This window comes from Paenibacillus medicaginis, assembly GCF_042138635.1.
Classification (GTDB): domain Bacteria; phylum Bacillota; class Bacilli; order Paenibacillales; family Paenibacillaceae; genus Paenibacillus; species Paenibacillus medicaginis.
In genome coordinates this window covers 270,587-285,279 of the sequence record NZ_JBHIRY010000001.1, presented here as the reverse complement: position 1 = coordinate 285,279, position 14,693 = coordinate 270,587, and the positions used below count along the sequence as shown (strand labels likewise).

13 protein-coding genes and 2 pseudogenes are annotated in these 14,693 nt (G+C 38.5%); 4 read left to right on the top strand and 11 right to left on the bottom strand.

Annotated features, from left to right (window positions below):
• Positions 1 to 2: 2 nt before the first annotated feature.
• The 4 genes and pseudogenes from ACE5LO_RS01845 to ACE5LO_RS01830 all read left to right on the top strand — a co-directional run bounded on the left by ACE5LO_RS01845 (position 3) and on the right by ACE5LO_RS01830 (position 2,723).
• Complete coding sequence (locus ACE5LO_RS01845; RefSeq protein WP_375518378.1) at positions 3 to 557, top strand: ribonuclease FAU-1 family protein; 555 nt, start codon at positions 3 to 5, stop codon at positions 555 to 557.
• Positions 558 to 697: 140 nt separating this feature from the next.
• Positions 698 to 1,264 (top strand): annotated as a pseudogene (locus tag ACE5LO_RS01840) (AAA family ATPase); the annotation flags it as partial.
• Positions 1,265 to 1,278: 14 nt separating this feature from the next.
• Positions 1,279 to 1,641, top strand: coding sequence for a hypothetical protein (locus ACE5LO_RS01835; RefSeq protein ID WP_375518377.1), 363 nt, complete (start codon positions 1,279 to 1,281; stop codon positions 1,639 to 1,641).
• A gap of 110 nt (positions 1,642 to 1,751) precedes the next feature.
• Positions 1,752 to 2,723, top strand: a pseudogene (locus tag ACE5LO_RS01830) (AAA family ATPase).
• 402 nt (positions 2,724 to 3,125) lie between these two features.
• Here the strand turns inward: ACE5LO_RS01830 and ACE5LO_RS01825 are convergent.
• The 11 genes from ACE5LO_RS01825 to ACE5LO_RS01775 all read right to left on the bottom strand — a co-directional run bounded on the left by ACE5LO_RS01825 (position 3,126) and on the right by ACE5LO_RS01775 (position 14,660).
• Complete coding sequence (locus tag ACE5LO_RS01825; RefSeq protein WP_375518376.1) at positions 3,126 to 3,515, bottom strand: hypothetical protein; 390 nt, start codon at positions 3,513 to 3,515, stop codon at positions 3,126 to 3,128.
• Between the two features lie 26 nt (positions 3,516 to 3,541).
• Positions 3,542 to 4,495: a peptidoglycan recognition protein family protein gene (locus ACE5LO_RS01820; protein WP_375518375.1), complete on the bottom strand. Its 954-nt coding sequence runs from the start codon at positions 4,493 to 4,495 to the stop codon at positions 3,542 to 3,544.
• 1 nt (position 4,496) lies between these two features.
• A complete protein-coding gene (locus ACE5LO_RS01815; protein WP_375518374.1) occupies positions 4,497 to 5,048 on the bottom strand; it encodes a phage holin family protein in 552 nt (183 codons plus the stop codon).
• Between the two features lie 162 nt (positions 5,049 to 5,210).
• A complete protein-coding gene (locus ACE5LO_RS01810; protein WP_375518373.1) occupies positions 5,211 to 6,167 on the bottom strand; it encodes a hypothetical protein in 957 nt (318 codons plus the stop codon).
• 16 nt (positions 6,168 to 6,183) lie between these two features.
• Positions 6,184 to 8,808 (bottom strand): peptidase G2 autoproteolytic cleavage domain-containing protein, encoded by a 2,625-nt coding sequence (locus ACE5LO_RS01805; protein WP_375518372.1) that lies wholly within the window; start codon positions 8,806 to 8,808, stop codon positions 6,184 to 6,186.
• Positions 8,809 to 8,827: 19 nt separating this feature from the next.
• Positions 8,828 to 10,423, bottom strand: a complete 1,596-nt coding sequence (locus ACE5LO_RS01800; RefSeq protein WP_375518371.1) for a pyocin knob domain-containing protein — start codon at positions 10,421 to 10,423, stop codon at positions 8,828 to 8,830.
• A gap of 13 nt (positions 10,424 to 10,436) precedes the next feature.
• A complete protein-coding gene (locus tag ACE5LO_RS01795; protein WP_375518370.1) occupies positions 10,437 to 11,297 on the bottom strand; it encodes a hypothetical protein in 861 nt (286 codons plus the stop codon).
• Between the two features lie 13 nt (positions 11,298 to 11,310).
• Complete coding sequence (locus ACE5LO_RS01790) at positions 11,311 to 12,321, bottom strand: hypothetical protein (protein ID WP_375518369.1); 1,011 nt, start codon at positions 12,319 to 12,321, stop codon at positions 11,311 to 11,313.
• Between the two features lie 12 nt (positions 12,322 to 12,333).
• A complete protein-coding gene (locus tag ACE5LO_RS01785; RefSeq protein WP_375518368.1) occupies positions 12,334 to 12,609 on the bottom strand; it encodes a hypothetical protein in 276 nt (91 codons plus the stop codon).
• 12 nt (positions 12,610 to 12,621) lie between these two features.
• Positions 12,622 to 13,800: a DUF5048 domain-containing protein gene (locus ACE5LO_RS01780; RefSeq protein ID WP_375518367.1), complete on the bottom strand. Its 1,179-nt coding sequence runs from the start codon at positions 13,798 to 13,800 to the stop codon at positions 12,622 to 12,624.
• Positions 13,800 to 14,660 carry a hypothetical protein gene (locus ACE5LO_RS01775; protein ID WP_375518366.1) on the bottom strand — a complete coding sequence of 287 codons (861 nt, stop codon included), beginning with the start codon at positions 14,658 to 14,660 and terminating at the stop codon, positions 13,800 to 13,802. Before ACE5LO_RS01775 ends, ACE5LO_RS01780 begins: the two co-directional genes overlap by 1 nt.
• Positions 14,661 to 14,693 lie beyond the last annotated feature (33 nt).

The following is a 14,693-nucleotide window of genomic DNA, read 5'->3' as shown; positions in this document are numbered from 1 at the left end:
CAATGAAACGGAAATTCGGAGACAGGGCCAATTGGAGGCGAATCACAAACCGGAAATTTGCCTGCAAATATGTGCAAAGCGAGTCTTTTACCGGATATGTAACACTGTACACGATGCTGGGGCTGAAAGAACCATTGTGGAAAACTTACGGCAGCCACACCTTTTGCATTGCAGACAAAGGATATTCCTGGCTGCAGTATTATCCGAAAGCTGCACATTATGTAGTGACCGCCATGTTTAATGACAAACAGCAAATTGTGGAGTGGTATATCGATACATGCCGTAGTCAGGGCGTAACCGATCAGGGTGTGCCGTGGTTCGATGATTTGTATCTGGACATTGTGGTTCTCGGCAATGGCGAAGTGTTTCTGGTGGATGAGGATGAACTGCAGGAAGCTCTTCAGAAAGGACATATTACGGCTGGCGAAGCACAATTGGCCAACAGAACGGCTGCAGAGCTGCTGCGGCAGATTGATGCGCATATGTTTCCTTTTTTTCAGATGTCGCTCCGTCATCGCGCGGAGTGGTTTCACAACGGAGAGTTCAAGCGCAAATGAAAGGTGCTGCGAGGTACTGGCGTATGTGAAATGGCGGCTTGACCGGCTGCTGTTTGAATCAAAATACTAATAAGAACAAGCTGCGCTGAATACATTTGGTAAGGGACCGAAGTCCGAACAAATATCGAGGTGATGGATGCATGAACGGACGGGGAGCAGCCGCCGGTAAGCGGCCGGAGGAGAGACCTTCCAGACAGATTAATGTCGTAATCCGCAGCCAGGAGCCTCCAAGCACACCTGAAGTCGATACAGCCGGGGCTGTCAAAGAGATGCCTTACGATAGCCTGTACCAGGAGATTCAAAAAGAGCTGGACCAACTGGTCGGACTGGACAGCATTAAAGAGCTGGTATTCGAGATTTACGCTTTCCTGCAGATTGCAAAAATGCGTTCGGATGCCGGGCTGCAGAGCAGCTCGCACGTATATCATATGATCTTTAAAGGAAATCCCGGGACGGGCAAAACGACGGTGGCCCGGATTGTGGCCAAAATGCTGCAAAGAATGGGCGTGCTGAGCAAAGGGCATTTGATTGAAGCGGAGCGCGCCGATCTGGTGGGCGAGTATATCGGGCATACAGCTCAGAAAACGAGGGATCTCGTTAAAAAGGCGCTCGGCGGAATTTTATTCGTCGATGAGGCTTACAGCCTGGCAAGAGGCGGGGAAAAGGATTTTGGCAAAGAAGCGATTGACACGCTTGTAAAGGCGATGGTATAGATTTTTATGTGTATGATTCAATTAAAATAAGCAAGCCGAAGTGGGGAGGAGAAGATTTTCAGTCTAAACCTGATCTTTATGAAGAGCAGTTCGATGAAATGGTTCGCCTCTATCATAAAGAATTGCTGACTTTTGAGGAGATAGCCGAAAAACTAAGCATCGATTGGTGGATAATCAAACGATTATTCGAAAAGCACAACATACCAAGATTCACTCTAAAGGAAAGAGCAAAATTAAAAAGGGGAAAACTTTATCCCTTAATTTATAAATTGCATAAGCAAGAGAACAGATCGTTTGCAGAGATTTATAAAACATATGGCTACAGCCCTGCTTATTGCAGACAGATTCTAAGCGAAGGAAACGATGGCTAATAACTTTGTATTGGTCGCACCCCAAAAATGTCTTATACAGGACTGTAGCACGTCTGAGAAGCATATAACGATACAGCCCCAAAACATTTAGTAATTGCGAGGTGAAATCCTTGGGTGAAAGTCTTAGACAAATAACTGTAAACGAATCACGTATAAATATCACTTTTAAACAACAAACAGAAATTACTTCTATTAGGGAAGAAGTAAAAGAACCCTTCATCCAGCACGAGCAAATTGAATCGGTTAATCACATATTTGAAGAAATGAATTCCATGATTGGACTGGAACAGGTTAAAGAACTGATTTATGAGATTTATGCCTTTATGCAAATTGAGAAAATGAGGAAAGAAGTTGGCTTGCGTGCTGGTTCGCAATCTTACCATATGTTATTTAGAGGCAATCCGGGAACCGGGAAAACAACCATTGCTCGTATAGTTGCTAAACTTTTTAAAGAAATGGGATTACTAAGCAAAGGGCATTTAATTGAAGTTGAACGGGCAGATTTAGTTGGTGAGTATATTGGTCATACAGCACAGAAAACAAGGTAATTAGTTAAGAAAGCTATGGGTGGGATACTTTTTATTGATGAAGCTTACAGTCTTGCTCGTGGTGGCGAAAAGGATTTTGGCAAAGAGGCTATAGATTGTCTTGTCAAAGTTATGGAGGATAAAAAGGACGATCTAATTATTATTCTTGCGGGATATCCTGATGAGATGGATGAGTTCTTGTGTACTAATACCGGTCTTCCTTCTCGTTTTCCGATGAAAATTGAATTCCGTGATTATGAGTTAGACGAACTAATTCTTATCGCTGATAAGATGGTCAAGGAAAGAGAATATATGCTTAGTGAGTCGGCAAGAACAAAGTTGAAAGAGATAATTATTATTGAAAAACTTAGGGAACCAATTTTTAGCAATGCAAGACTTGTAAGAAATTTGATTGAAAAATCCATCCGTCAACAAGCCGTGAGATTAATTGGGAAACATGCTAAATTGTCTAAGAACGATCTTATGCTTATCCAGATTAATGACCTTGTACCCGTATCAGATGTTGGAGTCAGGCCAGAAACTCTAAGTTCTTAATTATAAAAATACTCCTCTTGAACCTATCGAGGAGTATTTTTATTTCTCATGCTATGTATATAACTCGATTCACCTTAATCCTCAAATCAACTTATATTTTAGACTACTAAAACGATAAAAATAGCCCTCAAAGAGATATAGTCTTAAAGAGGGCTATCTATGTAATTATAGAATTTATAGTTTTTTCGGAAGGAAGAGATTCTCCCTTGTTTAGTTTTTGGTAAGGTAAAGACATGGAGAAGAGGCAATATTTGAAATAAAAAGAGCCTTACCGTTATAGGTCTGGGAATGGTTACACCAGCACATGTTTGACGGGATAAACTCTGATTAAATTATAACACACTTCGATAACTGCTAAAAGCGGTTTTTTTATTGTCAATTCGTAACTCTGTTTACATCTGTTTAAATGCCTAGTCCATTCTTCACAAGAACTTCGATTAGTTTTCTCTGTGCATTAGTAGGAACAATTTTTAATTCAGCCAACACTTTATCAATTAACTCTTTTGAAAGTTTCTCCTTGGCTTCCTGAGTCAGCGTATCATTGCTGAAATCTTCGACATACTTGATAACATGTTTAGCAACATCGGACACGACTGATGCCTTATTCTTATGTTTCTCAGCAATAGGAAGAACCGCAAGAACCAGATCAGCAATTTCAATTGAATCTAAAATTTGATCTGCAACTTCTTCAACTTTTATACCCTTCATTTTCAAGAAAGGAATAAGGAAGAAGAGGCCAGTAACCAACAAAATTAATCCACCAATTACATATAAATCTGTATAGTCAGCCATTCAATCTACTCCTTATGTATATTTTTTTATTTAAATAATCCGCTACGATAAAGAACTGTTATGATTGAGTAAAAATCTGCACTTCTTCCTGTAGGAGTATCGATAACTTTGTTTCCATTTTTATCGGTTAATTTAGAGAGTGCTTCAATTGCCTCTTTAGCATAAATCGGGATTTCAGAAAGAGAGTGCTTATTCTCCAATGCTTTTGTACGTTCATCGACATTCTTAAGATATTCATCTTGTTGTTGATTTGTCTCTTTGAGTGAATCTTTACTATTGACCAAATCTTCAACTTGTTTCTTCAGCGCATTAAACTCTTGTTTCTCTACTTCTGTCATTTGTTGACCATCCTCGTTTATATTTGTTTTTCCTTTGAGTCGGTTATACTCAGCTAAAATATCAGGAATAAAGCCCTTCTTGGCTGCAGCAATTGTATTCCCATCTCCCCAGAAATTAGTTCCGGGACAGGTTTTACTAGATTTTCCGGGAGTATAGTCACTAAGTCTAGTACCGGTATAAGAGAACCATCCGTGATAGACAATATGATTTGTATCTATTGGAATGTTAAATTTCTCTGCAAGGCAAGCATACAAATGGACAATCGTTTTTCTTTGGTCCTCCGTAATGGTATCTCCACTATTATCGAAATTACCTATGTTCTCAATACAAATACACCCAGTATTAAAATTTCTAATCCCGGCAGGTGTCTTATTCAAGTCTCTGTCCAAAGAGATAGCAATTTTGCCATCCTCAAAAGTAGTTATATTTTGACCAGTTGCCGCCCAGCCATTTGTATCAATATGATAATTTCTCATTCCTTCAAGACACTTAAAATGATCTTGATTCTTTCTGGTTGAATAATTGGGAGAGGCTGTATGATGTACCTGAAGCACTCTAATGTTACGAGTGACGCTCTGCTTCTTTAGCCATTCTCTAAATTCACTGCATTCAAGTAATAGGAAATTACCTTGCTGTTTCATTTTACTCCTCCTGTTTATTTATTTCTTCTGTTGGTTGCTCATCAATTCCGTTCTCATCAATGAATTGTTTCTTTTTACGTTTAAGCAAGTTCAAGAACCAAACCATATCATCGTGACCGGCATCAATCATATTTTCAGCAATACTTTGAATTTCACGTAGAAACATAAATCCATAGCAAACTATCGTTACAGTAACTGCAATTTCAGGCAGGAAAGGAGTGAACCTTATAAGCAACCCGCAACAAATCATAATGACCAGCATGCTGACTAGTTTCTTTTTCGTGCCTTTCCAAAACGAATTAGAAGTGATTTTCCGAGTTTTTACCGCATGCTTAAAACCACCATTTTGTTTACTAATGGCATAATATTTAGTGAATACATCCATAACTAATGCACCCAACAGAGATAGAGTAGGGGGGATGTAAGATTCATTAGGGAAGAGTATGTAAGATATAAAAGTATACAGTAGAACCCATACCAGTTTTACGTATTCTACTACTTTTATCAGGTATTCATATGCCCCCAGACAAATTTCATAAAATTCTTCCTTCATTTGTTCAACCTGCTTCCGATAAATTAAAAAATATGGAGCAAAAAACCTTGATATATAAGGCTTTTTTAACTCCATATTTCTCATGAAATGCGTATTTTATTGGGTAATATTATCTCTTAAGTTCCAAATTCGATATTAGATATGACAACTCTCTTGTGAATTTTAAACATTAATTAAATCATATCTAACAGCAACATTGCTTACAGTAATTGGTTGACCAGTAGACCACGGACCATCAGTGGAAACAATTAAATATACTGGACCCGGTTCTGATACACGTACAGTAAATGAAAAATCTCTATTTCCACTTTGCTCTGAATCATAGACAACAGTAGTATTTTTATATTCATAAAATGTATAAGAGTTTTTAGGATCTATAACAGTACCTACAGGAATTGTATAATCTAAGTACGTATAACGTGAAGCACTTACAAAATTAGCATTACGATCATGCTGGTAATTGTAACCAGTATCTGCAGTTATAGCTATATATAATGGTGCACCTATTAAAGTATTCTTAGTATTTACAGTTCCGTTTATCCGATATTCCCCAGAAGCTGGAGCAATAAATCTATAAAAAAGCATACCTTGATACGGGCTGTTTTTATAAAATGATCTAGCTGTTGCATCAGAATATCTTACATTATCACTCGCTACTGCGACTTTATTCATTTCATTCACTCCTCTATATACTCCATCTGATCCCCTAAGTTTTAGAATGCCATCTTGAGTTCTTGCTACAGGTATATTATTAGACCAAATCTCTAAAACTCCATCTCCTGCCCAATGAAGTCCCGTATCAGAGTCTCCAATAGGCATAGTTATATTAGATGCGCCATTGTATCTTACCTTCAATTGATTAGAAACAGCCAAGTCACCACTAATAACTCCCCCAGACTTAGGCAGAGCATTGTTAGCAGTAGCAGTGGTCGTATTCAATAGATTTCTTTCACTATCTGTCATCCCTGCATTCGTATATGTACTTCCATTACTAGAATATTGAAGAACATTATTGCTAACTCTCATATGTAATCCATCTACAGTATCAGCATCTTTTGCATCTAAAATTGTCCAATTGGGCGATGCTGATGTTCCCGTATTTACTCTCATTTTAGGCATTTTTATTTTCCTCCTGTCATTTTACCAATACTTCGATGATATTTGTTGATTTTCTTCTTAAAACTCGATATCCTGAGTCAGACTTAGTAGCTATGCCTTCATCATTAGGTTTGGCGTATCCATTGACTTCACATGTTCCATCATCACGAACGAATAATTTCCCCATCATACCAATAGCATCCCATTCAGGCCGAATAATCCGTTCAACATATGGTTCATCTGGATTCCAGTCTGGATTCAATTTCGGTTGCCACTCTATACGTTCAGGTATAACCTCTATTACTTTCTCAACTTCTTTTATCGTGGTCGTGCCATCTTCATTTTGAGTTTCTACATGCTCTTTTACGGTTGCTGTTTCAGCAGAGATAGTTACAAATTCGTGCTGTATTCGATCCCATTCATCAGTAATGTATTTACCGTTCCATCTAAGACCAGAGGAATCACCAATAACAGAAGGATTAGATGAAACAATTCCAAGTATGTATGTATCATTAGAGGTTGCTTTCCTGATTTTCATTCCGTCTAGAGTTACAAAATAGCCAACTCTATCTTCATTTTCTGTATTACCATCAAACCATTCGAATAATTCTGCATAGTCAGCGCCAGTTGAATTGTACGTGCTATCAGCATACATTGCTCCTGATTGCAGGATTTTTGCAGCAAGTCCTTTAGCTGTAGTGCTTGTACCATTTGCAAGGTTCCAAGAATAGGCTGCTGATGCATCGCCAAACTGCCCCATGATATGAGAACCATAAAAATTTGCATTTGTACCATTACCCTCTGCGTGGGAGTAATCACCTGATGCTATCGTGTTGGAACCTTCTGCATGAGAAGCTAGTCCAGAAGCTGCTGTACGACTCCCTTCAGCATGAGAGTAAAAATTTGATGCTATTGTGTTGGAACCTTCTGCATGAGAATTCTCCCCGGAAGCTGTTGTATTTTGACCTTCTGCGTGGGAATGAAAACCAGATGCAATTGTACTATTCCCCTCTGCATGTGAAGCAAAACCACTCGCTAAAGCTACTATTCCTTCTGCGTGTGAGTACATACCACTAGTAATAGTCGAACCTCCTTCAGCATGTGAGTGATCCCCCATTGCCAACGTCATTTTTCCTTCTGTATGTGAAGAATGACCTAAAGAATAAGTATAAAAACCTTCCGCATGAGCCGGATATTCTCTATCGATTTTAGAAATAATATATTTAGGTGTATTTAACCGTAAATCAACATTTAAATTTCCTAGTACAATTGTTTTATTTACGTAATCAACCGACGTTGGTATCGTTTCTGAAACTGTTAGAGTGCTATAAAAATCATATAAAGCTACAAACACGGGAATGTTCGTAGATACAAATTTGTTGTCAATGTTTTCTTTTGTGACAAATGTTTTTTGTTGCGAATTATAACTTGCAATTGTATACTGCGTTCCAGATAGGGCAACTGTTCCTTTCCCTTCCGTATGAGTATACATCCCTAATGCTGTGGTTGCCTCTCCTTCCGCATGTGAGGCTTTGCCAGATGCTGACGTAGCAGTTCCTTCAGAATGCGAATAATTACCTGCTGCTGTTGTATTATAACCTTCGGCATGAGAGTATCCGCCAGTCGCTTTAGTACTATAACCTTCTGCATGGGCAGAAGCGCCTGTTGCTGTTGTATTCTGACCTTCTGCATGGGAAGCTGGCCCAAGCGCTTTTGTATATTTTCCCTCAGCATGTGCCGAATCTGCTGAAGCTGTCGTTTCGTAACCTTCAGCATGAGTTGAATCTGCCGATGCTATTGTTCCAATTCCTTCTGTATGTGAAAAATCTCCTGTAGCTTTCGTTGCAGACCCTTCAGTATGAGAGCCTTGTCCCGATGCTTCTGTGTTGTATCCTTCTGCGTGGGCATAATCACCCAACGCCTTTGTATTTTCACCTTCGGCGTGTGTTGCCCTTCCTAATGCCAAAGTTCTCTGCCCCTCTGCATGAGTCGGAAAATCTGATGCAGCTCGGAAAACAATAAACTGTGGGAATTGGCTGTTAAAATCTATGTCTACTCCTAGAGAAACTATATTATTGGAATAATCTATTGCAGATAGAATTGTCTCAATTGTATATGTTGTACCATTAGAATCCTGTAAAATTATAAGGGCAAAATTTGAAACAGTTATACTGGTATCTATAGTTTCATATGTAGTAATTGTTTTTTGTTCAGTATTCCACTCTGCAATTGAGTATGAATATCCATGCATAGCAACCGTCGATTGTCCTTCTGCATGTGCAGATGTACTTAGAGCTTTTGTTTCCTGTCCTTCCGCATGTGATGCATTTCCGCCTGCTTTTGTATGATAACCTTCAGCATGAGATGCGTTTCCAGATGCTGCACTTCGTCCTTCGGCATGTGCATAAGAACCGGATGCTACACTATTACCTTCTGCGTGGGAGTAACTTCCTGATGCCGTTGAGAGAGCACCTTCCGCATGAGAGGATTGTCCTGCTGCTGTCGTCATATATCCTTCTGTATGGGAATAATCTCCTGTTGCCTTTGTATTATAGCCTTCGGCTGTAGAATCTTTTCCAGTCCCTATATTTGCTCTTACATTTATTTCAGTCCAAATTGGTTCAGTTGATGTACCGGTATTCACTTTAATTGGTTTTGCCATTGAATCATCGTCCTCCTAATTAACTAATATCAAACCAAATCAACCCCGTTGATGGATTTAATGGCACTGTCGCACTCACCACTATGGGAGAAGTCACACCTCCTGCTCCAACTTGAGTCCATTCAGACCATGTGCCAGCTTCCTGCGTCCTCATTTTCATAACACGAACGCCACCGTTAAGCATATATGCCTTCTGTAACGTGTAGCCATTGTTGTTCGTGTGCGCTATAACCTCGATGTACCACCAAGATGTGTTATCTGGCGCATTTTTAAGATCACTGCCGTTATAATACCCTCCGGTTGTTATGTTGTTCAAATCTTGTCCGGTTATATTGAATGCACGTCCATTGATGTCAGTTAGGCTGTATTTTTGCCAGTTAGTTGTTTGATCTTGGGTTACAATCTCTTTCCAATCTCCCCAAGTGCCATTGTATAAACTACGCTCATAGATTCTCAGGTTGGTAGGGTAATAGGTTGTGAAAACCTGTATAACTCCTTTACTCACTCCTCCTGCTCCGTGCTTTTTGACTTCTAGATTAAATGCTTCAGCACTCGGCACATTCGCAATCGTTTCGGCTGTCGCTGTAAGGGGAACATAATATTGACCCTCAGTTGTATAGTCATTTAAATTTGAGTTAGGTGGTATCTCAATGGCAAAGCCAGCTTGAGTCCAATATGACCACATGGGACCAGCAGCCCCAACCTGAATCCTTTGGAACACTATTGGACCCTTCCTGTTGATGTCCATATTGCCGTCAGAACAGTAAGCTTCTTGCATTGCAGAAATGAGTGTTCCATTAGGTCCTAACGTTTTAGATGTTTTTATCATCACAGGGATAATTCCATCGGTTTCAGTATCCATATTTATAGAATATAACCAGTTGTCCCGCGTCTGAGTAAGCCCCATTATGCTTGTACCAGCAGGCCATTCGGCAATATCAGATTCAGGTGATAAACTATCTGCAGGCACATCCGTCGATACACCATCGATTTGTTGCATCACCCAAGCCTTTTCTTCAGTTGTATAGTCCTCAGTAGATAACCCTTTTCCGCTGATCTTGTCAACTTTTCCACCTAATGCAGATGTTATTTGAGCCTGTGTAAAATATCTTCCGTCATGATTATGATCAGCATTTGCAAAATCATCAGGTGTGTAACTTTGGAGTGTATCCGCATCTAATCCACTTCCAACACCATCGATAGCTTTTATATCTTCAAAAATTTCATCTGGAGTTTTATTTTTTTGTGCATGTTCTTCAATGGTGTTCAGTTTAGTTACCAACTCTTTAGTAATAAGTCCGTCAAGCTGCTCCGTTGCTTTAGGAATTGAATTTGCCGATATTTTGTACCACGTATTTGTGTCCTCATCATAGGCATACGTAATATTTGTATCATCAACAGTTACCGTCCAGCCTTCTTTGGGATTGGGGTAAGTAGTAGCAATATCATCAAAGGTTTCAACGGCTGTTTTAGCAACTAAATTAGAAACAACCGCTGCAATTTGATTATCAATTTCTGTTTTTACCGTTTGCAATTCAGTTTTTGTTGCTTTTCTAGCGATGTCATCTAATATATCCTGACTAATGACAACCTGATTAATCTTCTGTATGGTCATTTATATCCACCTCCTAATTCATATCGATCCAAATATCATTAGTTGCAGGATTACTTGGGGCTGTTTTACTTACAGTCATCTTCTGCAAGAGATTATTCACTTTGGTCTTTAATGTGCTATCCAACATATCCTCAAAAACCGTCAAAGGATCAGTGCCATTCGAATTATGGGAGGATGCATGTTTAAAATAGAGTTTACCGACATTCTTAAACCATCTTGCCACAACCTCTGTACCAGCAGTAATGAGAGAAGCATTGTTACCCAATAAAACAATGGTGTCATAGAATCCATTTTTCTTAACTGCAAAATCAACATATGGCGTAAGGGAAGTACCGTTCACAGTCAAATCAATATTCTCTTCGCCAATGTTCAAATTTGCTTCTTTGGGAATATCCTTATTCGTACCTTGTGTGGAGTAAATAGGAAACTCATATTGTCCAGTTGTTGCACTCCAAGTTTGATAATATCTAGCCGTATTGCTGTCAAATTCACGGACTAATGCTTGAACCTCTGTTTCTTTGGTGTTCACATATTCAATAAAATAATCTTTCTTATCTTCCATCGTTTCAATACCATCTTCAAGATGCTCATCGAACAAAGCTTGTTTGTCTTCAATGTAGCCCTCAACATTATCACGAATAAATAACTCCATGTTGACAAGAGCATCTTGGAACTTGTTGTAATCATCTGCTGATATCAATTTATCCCTTAATTGAACAGTTAGATTACCTAGTTCTGTTTCTTCGGTGGGCGTTCTGTTTTGTTTTAGTTTGAGTTCTTGAAAACGAGCAACATTTACAATGTCAGATGCCGAGAGTTCAAAATGGCGCGCGAACGAATCAATACTGGCCGGGAAGGTAGATAAATTTGCCATTAAATTTCCTCCTTTAAATTTTTAATACTTCCGCAAACACATTCATGTCACAGAATATTTGCTGAATACAGCAAAAAAGACCAATTCCAACAACTTCAGGACTGGCGTAATGTGATCTATATCCATATACATCTTTGAATACATGAAACTTGTGGTCATCACTCCAATATTGAACAGTGATGGTTCCTGTTTTCCCTTTGAGGAAGAATAAATCCTTGTCAGGTTTAATATTTCGCATCCATATTTTAATTGTAAAATCTTGGTCTACACTAAATCCTTCTGAAAAAGTAAGTGTATCATCTGTTAAATCAAGGTATCCATCACTCGTAAATATAGGAGGCTTGGTTGTCTCTCCAATAATCTGAATCACATTCCATAAGATTTTTATACCAGCGTCATCCGTATTTTCTGTAGTTAAATTAATCTTAACATTTGGTTGTCGATATTGGACATCGAACGGAATGAGTCCAGAAGTACCCGTCAAACCTTTTGCACTTGTTACTTGAATCTCAATATAATAATCAGCGCCACTTTCAAGACTGCTAAATATGTATTCAATAGAACTATTCGTACTTATGGGCGATGTCTGCACCCTGATTCGATCCTCGTTGTATAAGTACATAACCCATGATCGAATTGGATTGGCTTCAGCTTGTGAATACGTTGCCGTAAATCGATAAGAATTTGATTTTACCGTTCCAATCGTCCCAACCGAAACTTTAGGACGAGAGGAGGTTTGGAATATCTGACTTAATGACGATATACTTTCATTTGAATTATATATGGTGACAGCAATTTTAAACTCTGAACCATTCGTAATAGCATTAGCAGGGATATTGTGTGACTGTGCAAACGATGTGATTTGCCCGCTATCGTAAACCATCGATCCTGTACTATTTAGGTAAATTCGTACCTGATATGCTGTACTAATATCGCCTGTTACTTGCCAAGTCACCTTGATGACTTCTTCAGCGGCTATAGTTTGACCGGTAATATTTATGTTATAAGGCCTTTGCAAAGCCATATTATCACTTCCTTAAAATGCTCGTTTGCATAGAACGAACTTATCTCTTGACTTCCCATTAATAAAAATAACCCATACTTGATCTCCTGCTTTAAAACTAACATCAGGATTGTATGAGATTTCTTGCGGTGTTGTTGAACCATCCACACAAACCATGAGTTTAAATGAGTTGACTATAGACACGACTTCGCCTAAATGCCAATTACCATTTAAAAGGCCTAGATTGCTTATCTCAGTTTGTACTATTTTCTTTACGGCGTCATAAAAAAATTCTTTGTCATTTGCCATTTATCTTTCTCCTTAAATGAAATCCCAATTATCAATGACTTTACGATATTTCAGACACTCACATGACATTAAGTCAGGGGAGAGAGGAACAGAAAAACTCTCAATCATATATTTACCCGTAACATTATTTTCTGGATCTTCAATTTTTATGATATCGTAGACATCATGAAGATAGTTTGGAGCAATGGACAGTGACAGTTTCTCCGAATATCCTAAACGTTTCATTAACTCATACTTAGCGCGCCATTTGCACTCATCGTTTGTGGTAAGCAGCGAATCCGGGTTTCCATCGTTATGGGTGTATAAAACGTCGCCTATTTTCTCAATCGTATACGGGCTATCTTTCCAACGATTATCTTTTTCAGTAACAATTAACTCATAACTACAAGTGGCCGTATTAGATGAACCACCAAGAACATATATATGATTGGCTAAGTCTGATTCGTCCATCTCTCTGACGTTACCTGCGTAGAATCTTTCGTTCTCATCCCCATAAATATAGGACCAAACGGCAGGGTTAGAATCGAAATCATTTAAATCAATGTTCTGGAGTCGTAGATATCCATAGACATCATAATATACCTGACATTTTGCCAATAATGCTAATTCTTCTATGGCATCATAAATACTATCATTTGGTTGATAAGTAATTTTATAAGGAACTGTCGCTGTTACCCTATCAAAGTTAAATAATGTCTCTCCAACCTTTCCCGCCAAAGTCATTATAGTGGTTCCAATATTGGCCCCTGTCTCAATAGTAGTTTCGTATTTGAATTTTCCACGCTTCTCGGTCATTAACCACATTTTGTCCTGACCACTTACTACAGTCTTTTTTTCATCTATTGTGTGATAATCTTTAGGTTCGTTTAAGATAAATACCCCTTGTGGAATAAACTCTATATTTCCATTTGCAAGTTTCAATCCAACAAAAACCTTTACTCGCTTATCAATCCATATAAGTTTTTGTTCTCCCCATGTAAATTCATCGTTCTTGTTCGTCATTGAGAAACTGAAATTTCTTCTAACTGGATCATCGCCATTGACATCGATTGAGCCAGTATCCGATTCCGTAACTTGTTTTGTGAATTCGTTAATGTAATTCATTTTGGAATCATAGAATTCAAACTTAACATACAATTGTTTAATTGGACGCTTCAGTGCATTTAAAAAATCTTGGCTACAATTAATCATCACAAAACTCCATTCATATAATCCTCATAGGTACCAATCTCCGTAAATTCCAATGAGAGGGTAGCATAATCATATCCATGCCATGTATTCTGAGGAGTCTTAAATGTTGGATTACTAATATCGCAAACAAATAACCTACCGTTGTCACTCTTGACTAGAAACGGTTTATGATTGCTTATAAACTGAGTTTTGATTTTTTCATAGCTATACCCTGACCGTTCCAACTCTTCAGGGATAAGGGCAGCTTCTAACGTAAACGTATGATACTCCTTTTCGCTATAATAGATTGTAGGATATTTACTAAACGTTTCAATAACACTTCGTCCTTGTTCCAGTTCGGTTTCAACTTCCCCTAAATCATCAATAGCCTGATCAAATCCCAATGTATTACCAGTTGCCTTGTCTACAATCCACCATCCCACAAAATCAGACTCTGCTTGAACAGATACAGCCTTACCATCAATTGCATTTTCCGCTAAGGGAACAATGCTGTATATTAGATTCGCATTTGGCTGTGTTTTATCTACATATTCAATTTGAGAATTATTTACAAATGGAATCTTGTCTAGCGTATATGTGGTTAGTTCGTCTGCTCTTCTTCGTCGGATCAAGAAAGAAACGATTTCTAAGCCACCATTGGTAATATTGCCACCTTCTAGATCACTTGTGAATTCAAATATAGCCCTTGTATCCGTATTCCAGCCAACTTTAACGGAATCGGTAGGCACATCAGTACGTTCCCGTATTTCTAATTGGTCATATTGTCCATTTTTCAGTTCACCGTAGTACATATCTTTGACTACGCCACCCGGAGAACGAAAAAACTGAGGACCGTAAAAGTCGTACCCGATGATAGTCACATTTTCACCCCTTAACAAAAAAAGAAGAGAGGA

Bases quoted from the DNA above. Each gene is read 5' to 3' on its own strand.
- ACE5LO_RS01790 (WP_375518369.1), bottom strand. From the start codon at position 12,321: ATGGCTTTGCAAAGGCCTTATAACATAAATATTACCGGTCAAACTATA.
- ACE5LO_RS01795 (WP_375518370.1), bottom strand. From the start codon at position 11,297: ATGGCAAATTTATCTACCTTCCCGGCCAGTATTGATTCGTTCGCGCGC.
- ACE5LO_RS01810 (WP_375518373.1), bottom strand. From the start codon at position 6,167: ATGCCTAAAATGAGAGTAAATACGGGAACATCAGCATCGCCCAATTGG.
- ACE5LO_RS01805 (WP_375518372.1), bottom strand. From the start codon at position 8,808: ATGGCAAAACCAATTAAAGTGAATACCGGTACATCAACTGAACCAATT.
- ACE5LO_RS01825 (WP_375518376.1), bottom strand. From the start codon at position 3,515: ATGGCTGACTATACAGATTTATATGTAATTGGTGGATTAATTTTGTTG.
- ACE5LO_RS01785 (WP_375518368.1), bottom strand. From the start codon at position 12,609: ATGGCAAATGACAAAGAATTTTTTTATGACGCCGTAAAGAAAATAGTA.
- ACE5LO_RS01800 (WP_375518371.1), bottom strand. From the start codon at position 10,423: ATGACCATACAGAAGATTAATCAGGTTGTCATTAGTCAGGATATATTA.
- ACE5LO_RS01780 (WP_375518367.1), bottom strand. From the start codon at position 13,800: ATGATTAATTGTAGCCAAGATTTTTTAAATGCACTGAAGCGTCCAATT.
- ACE5LO_RS01820 (WP_375518375.1), bottom strand. From the start codon at position 4,495: ATGAAACAGCAAGGTAATTTCCTATTACTTGAATGCAGTGAATTTAGA.
- ACE5LO_RS01845 (WP_375518378.1), top strand. From the start codon at position 3: ATGAAACGGAAATTCGGAGACAGGGCCAATTGGAGGCGAATCACAAAC.
- ACE5LO_RS01815 (WP_375518374.1), bottom strand. From the start codon at position 5,048: ATGAAGGAAGAATTTTATGAAATTTGTCTGGGGGCATATGAATACCTG.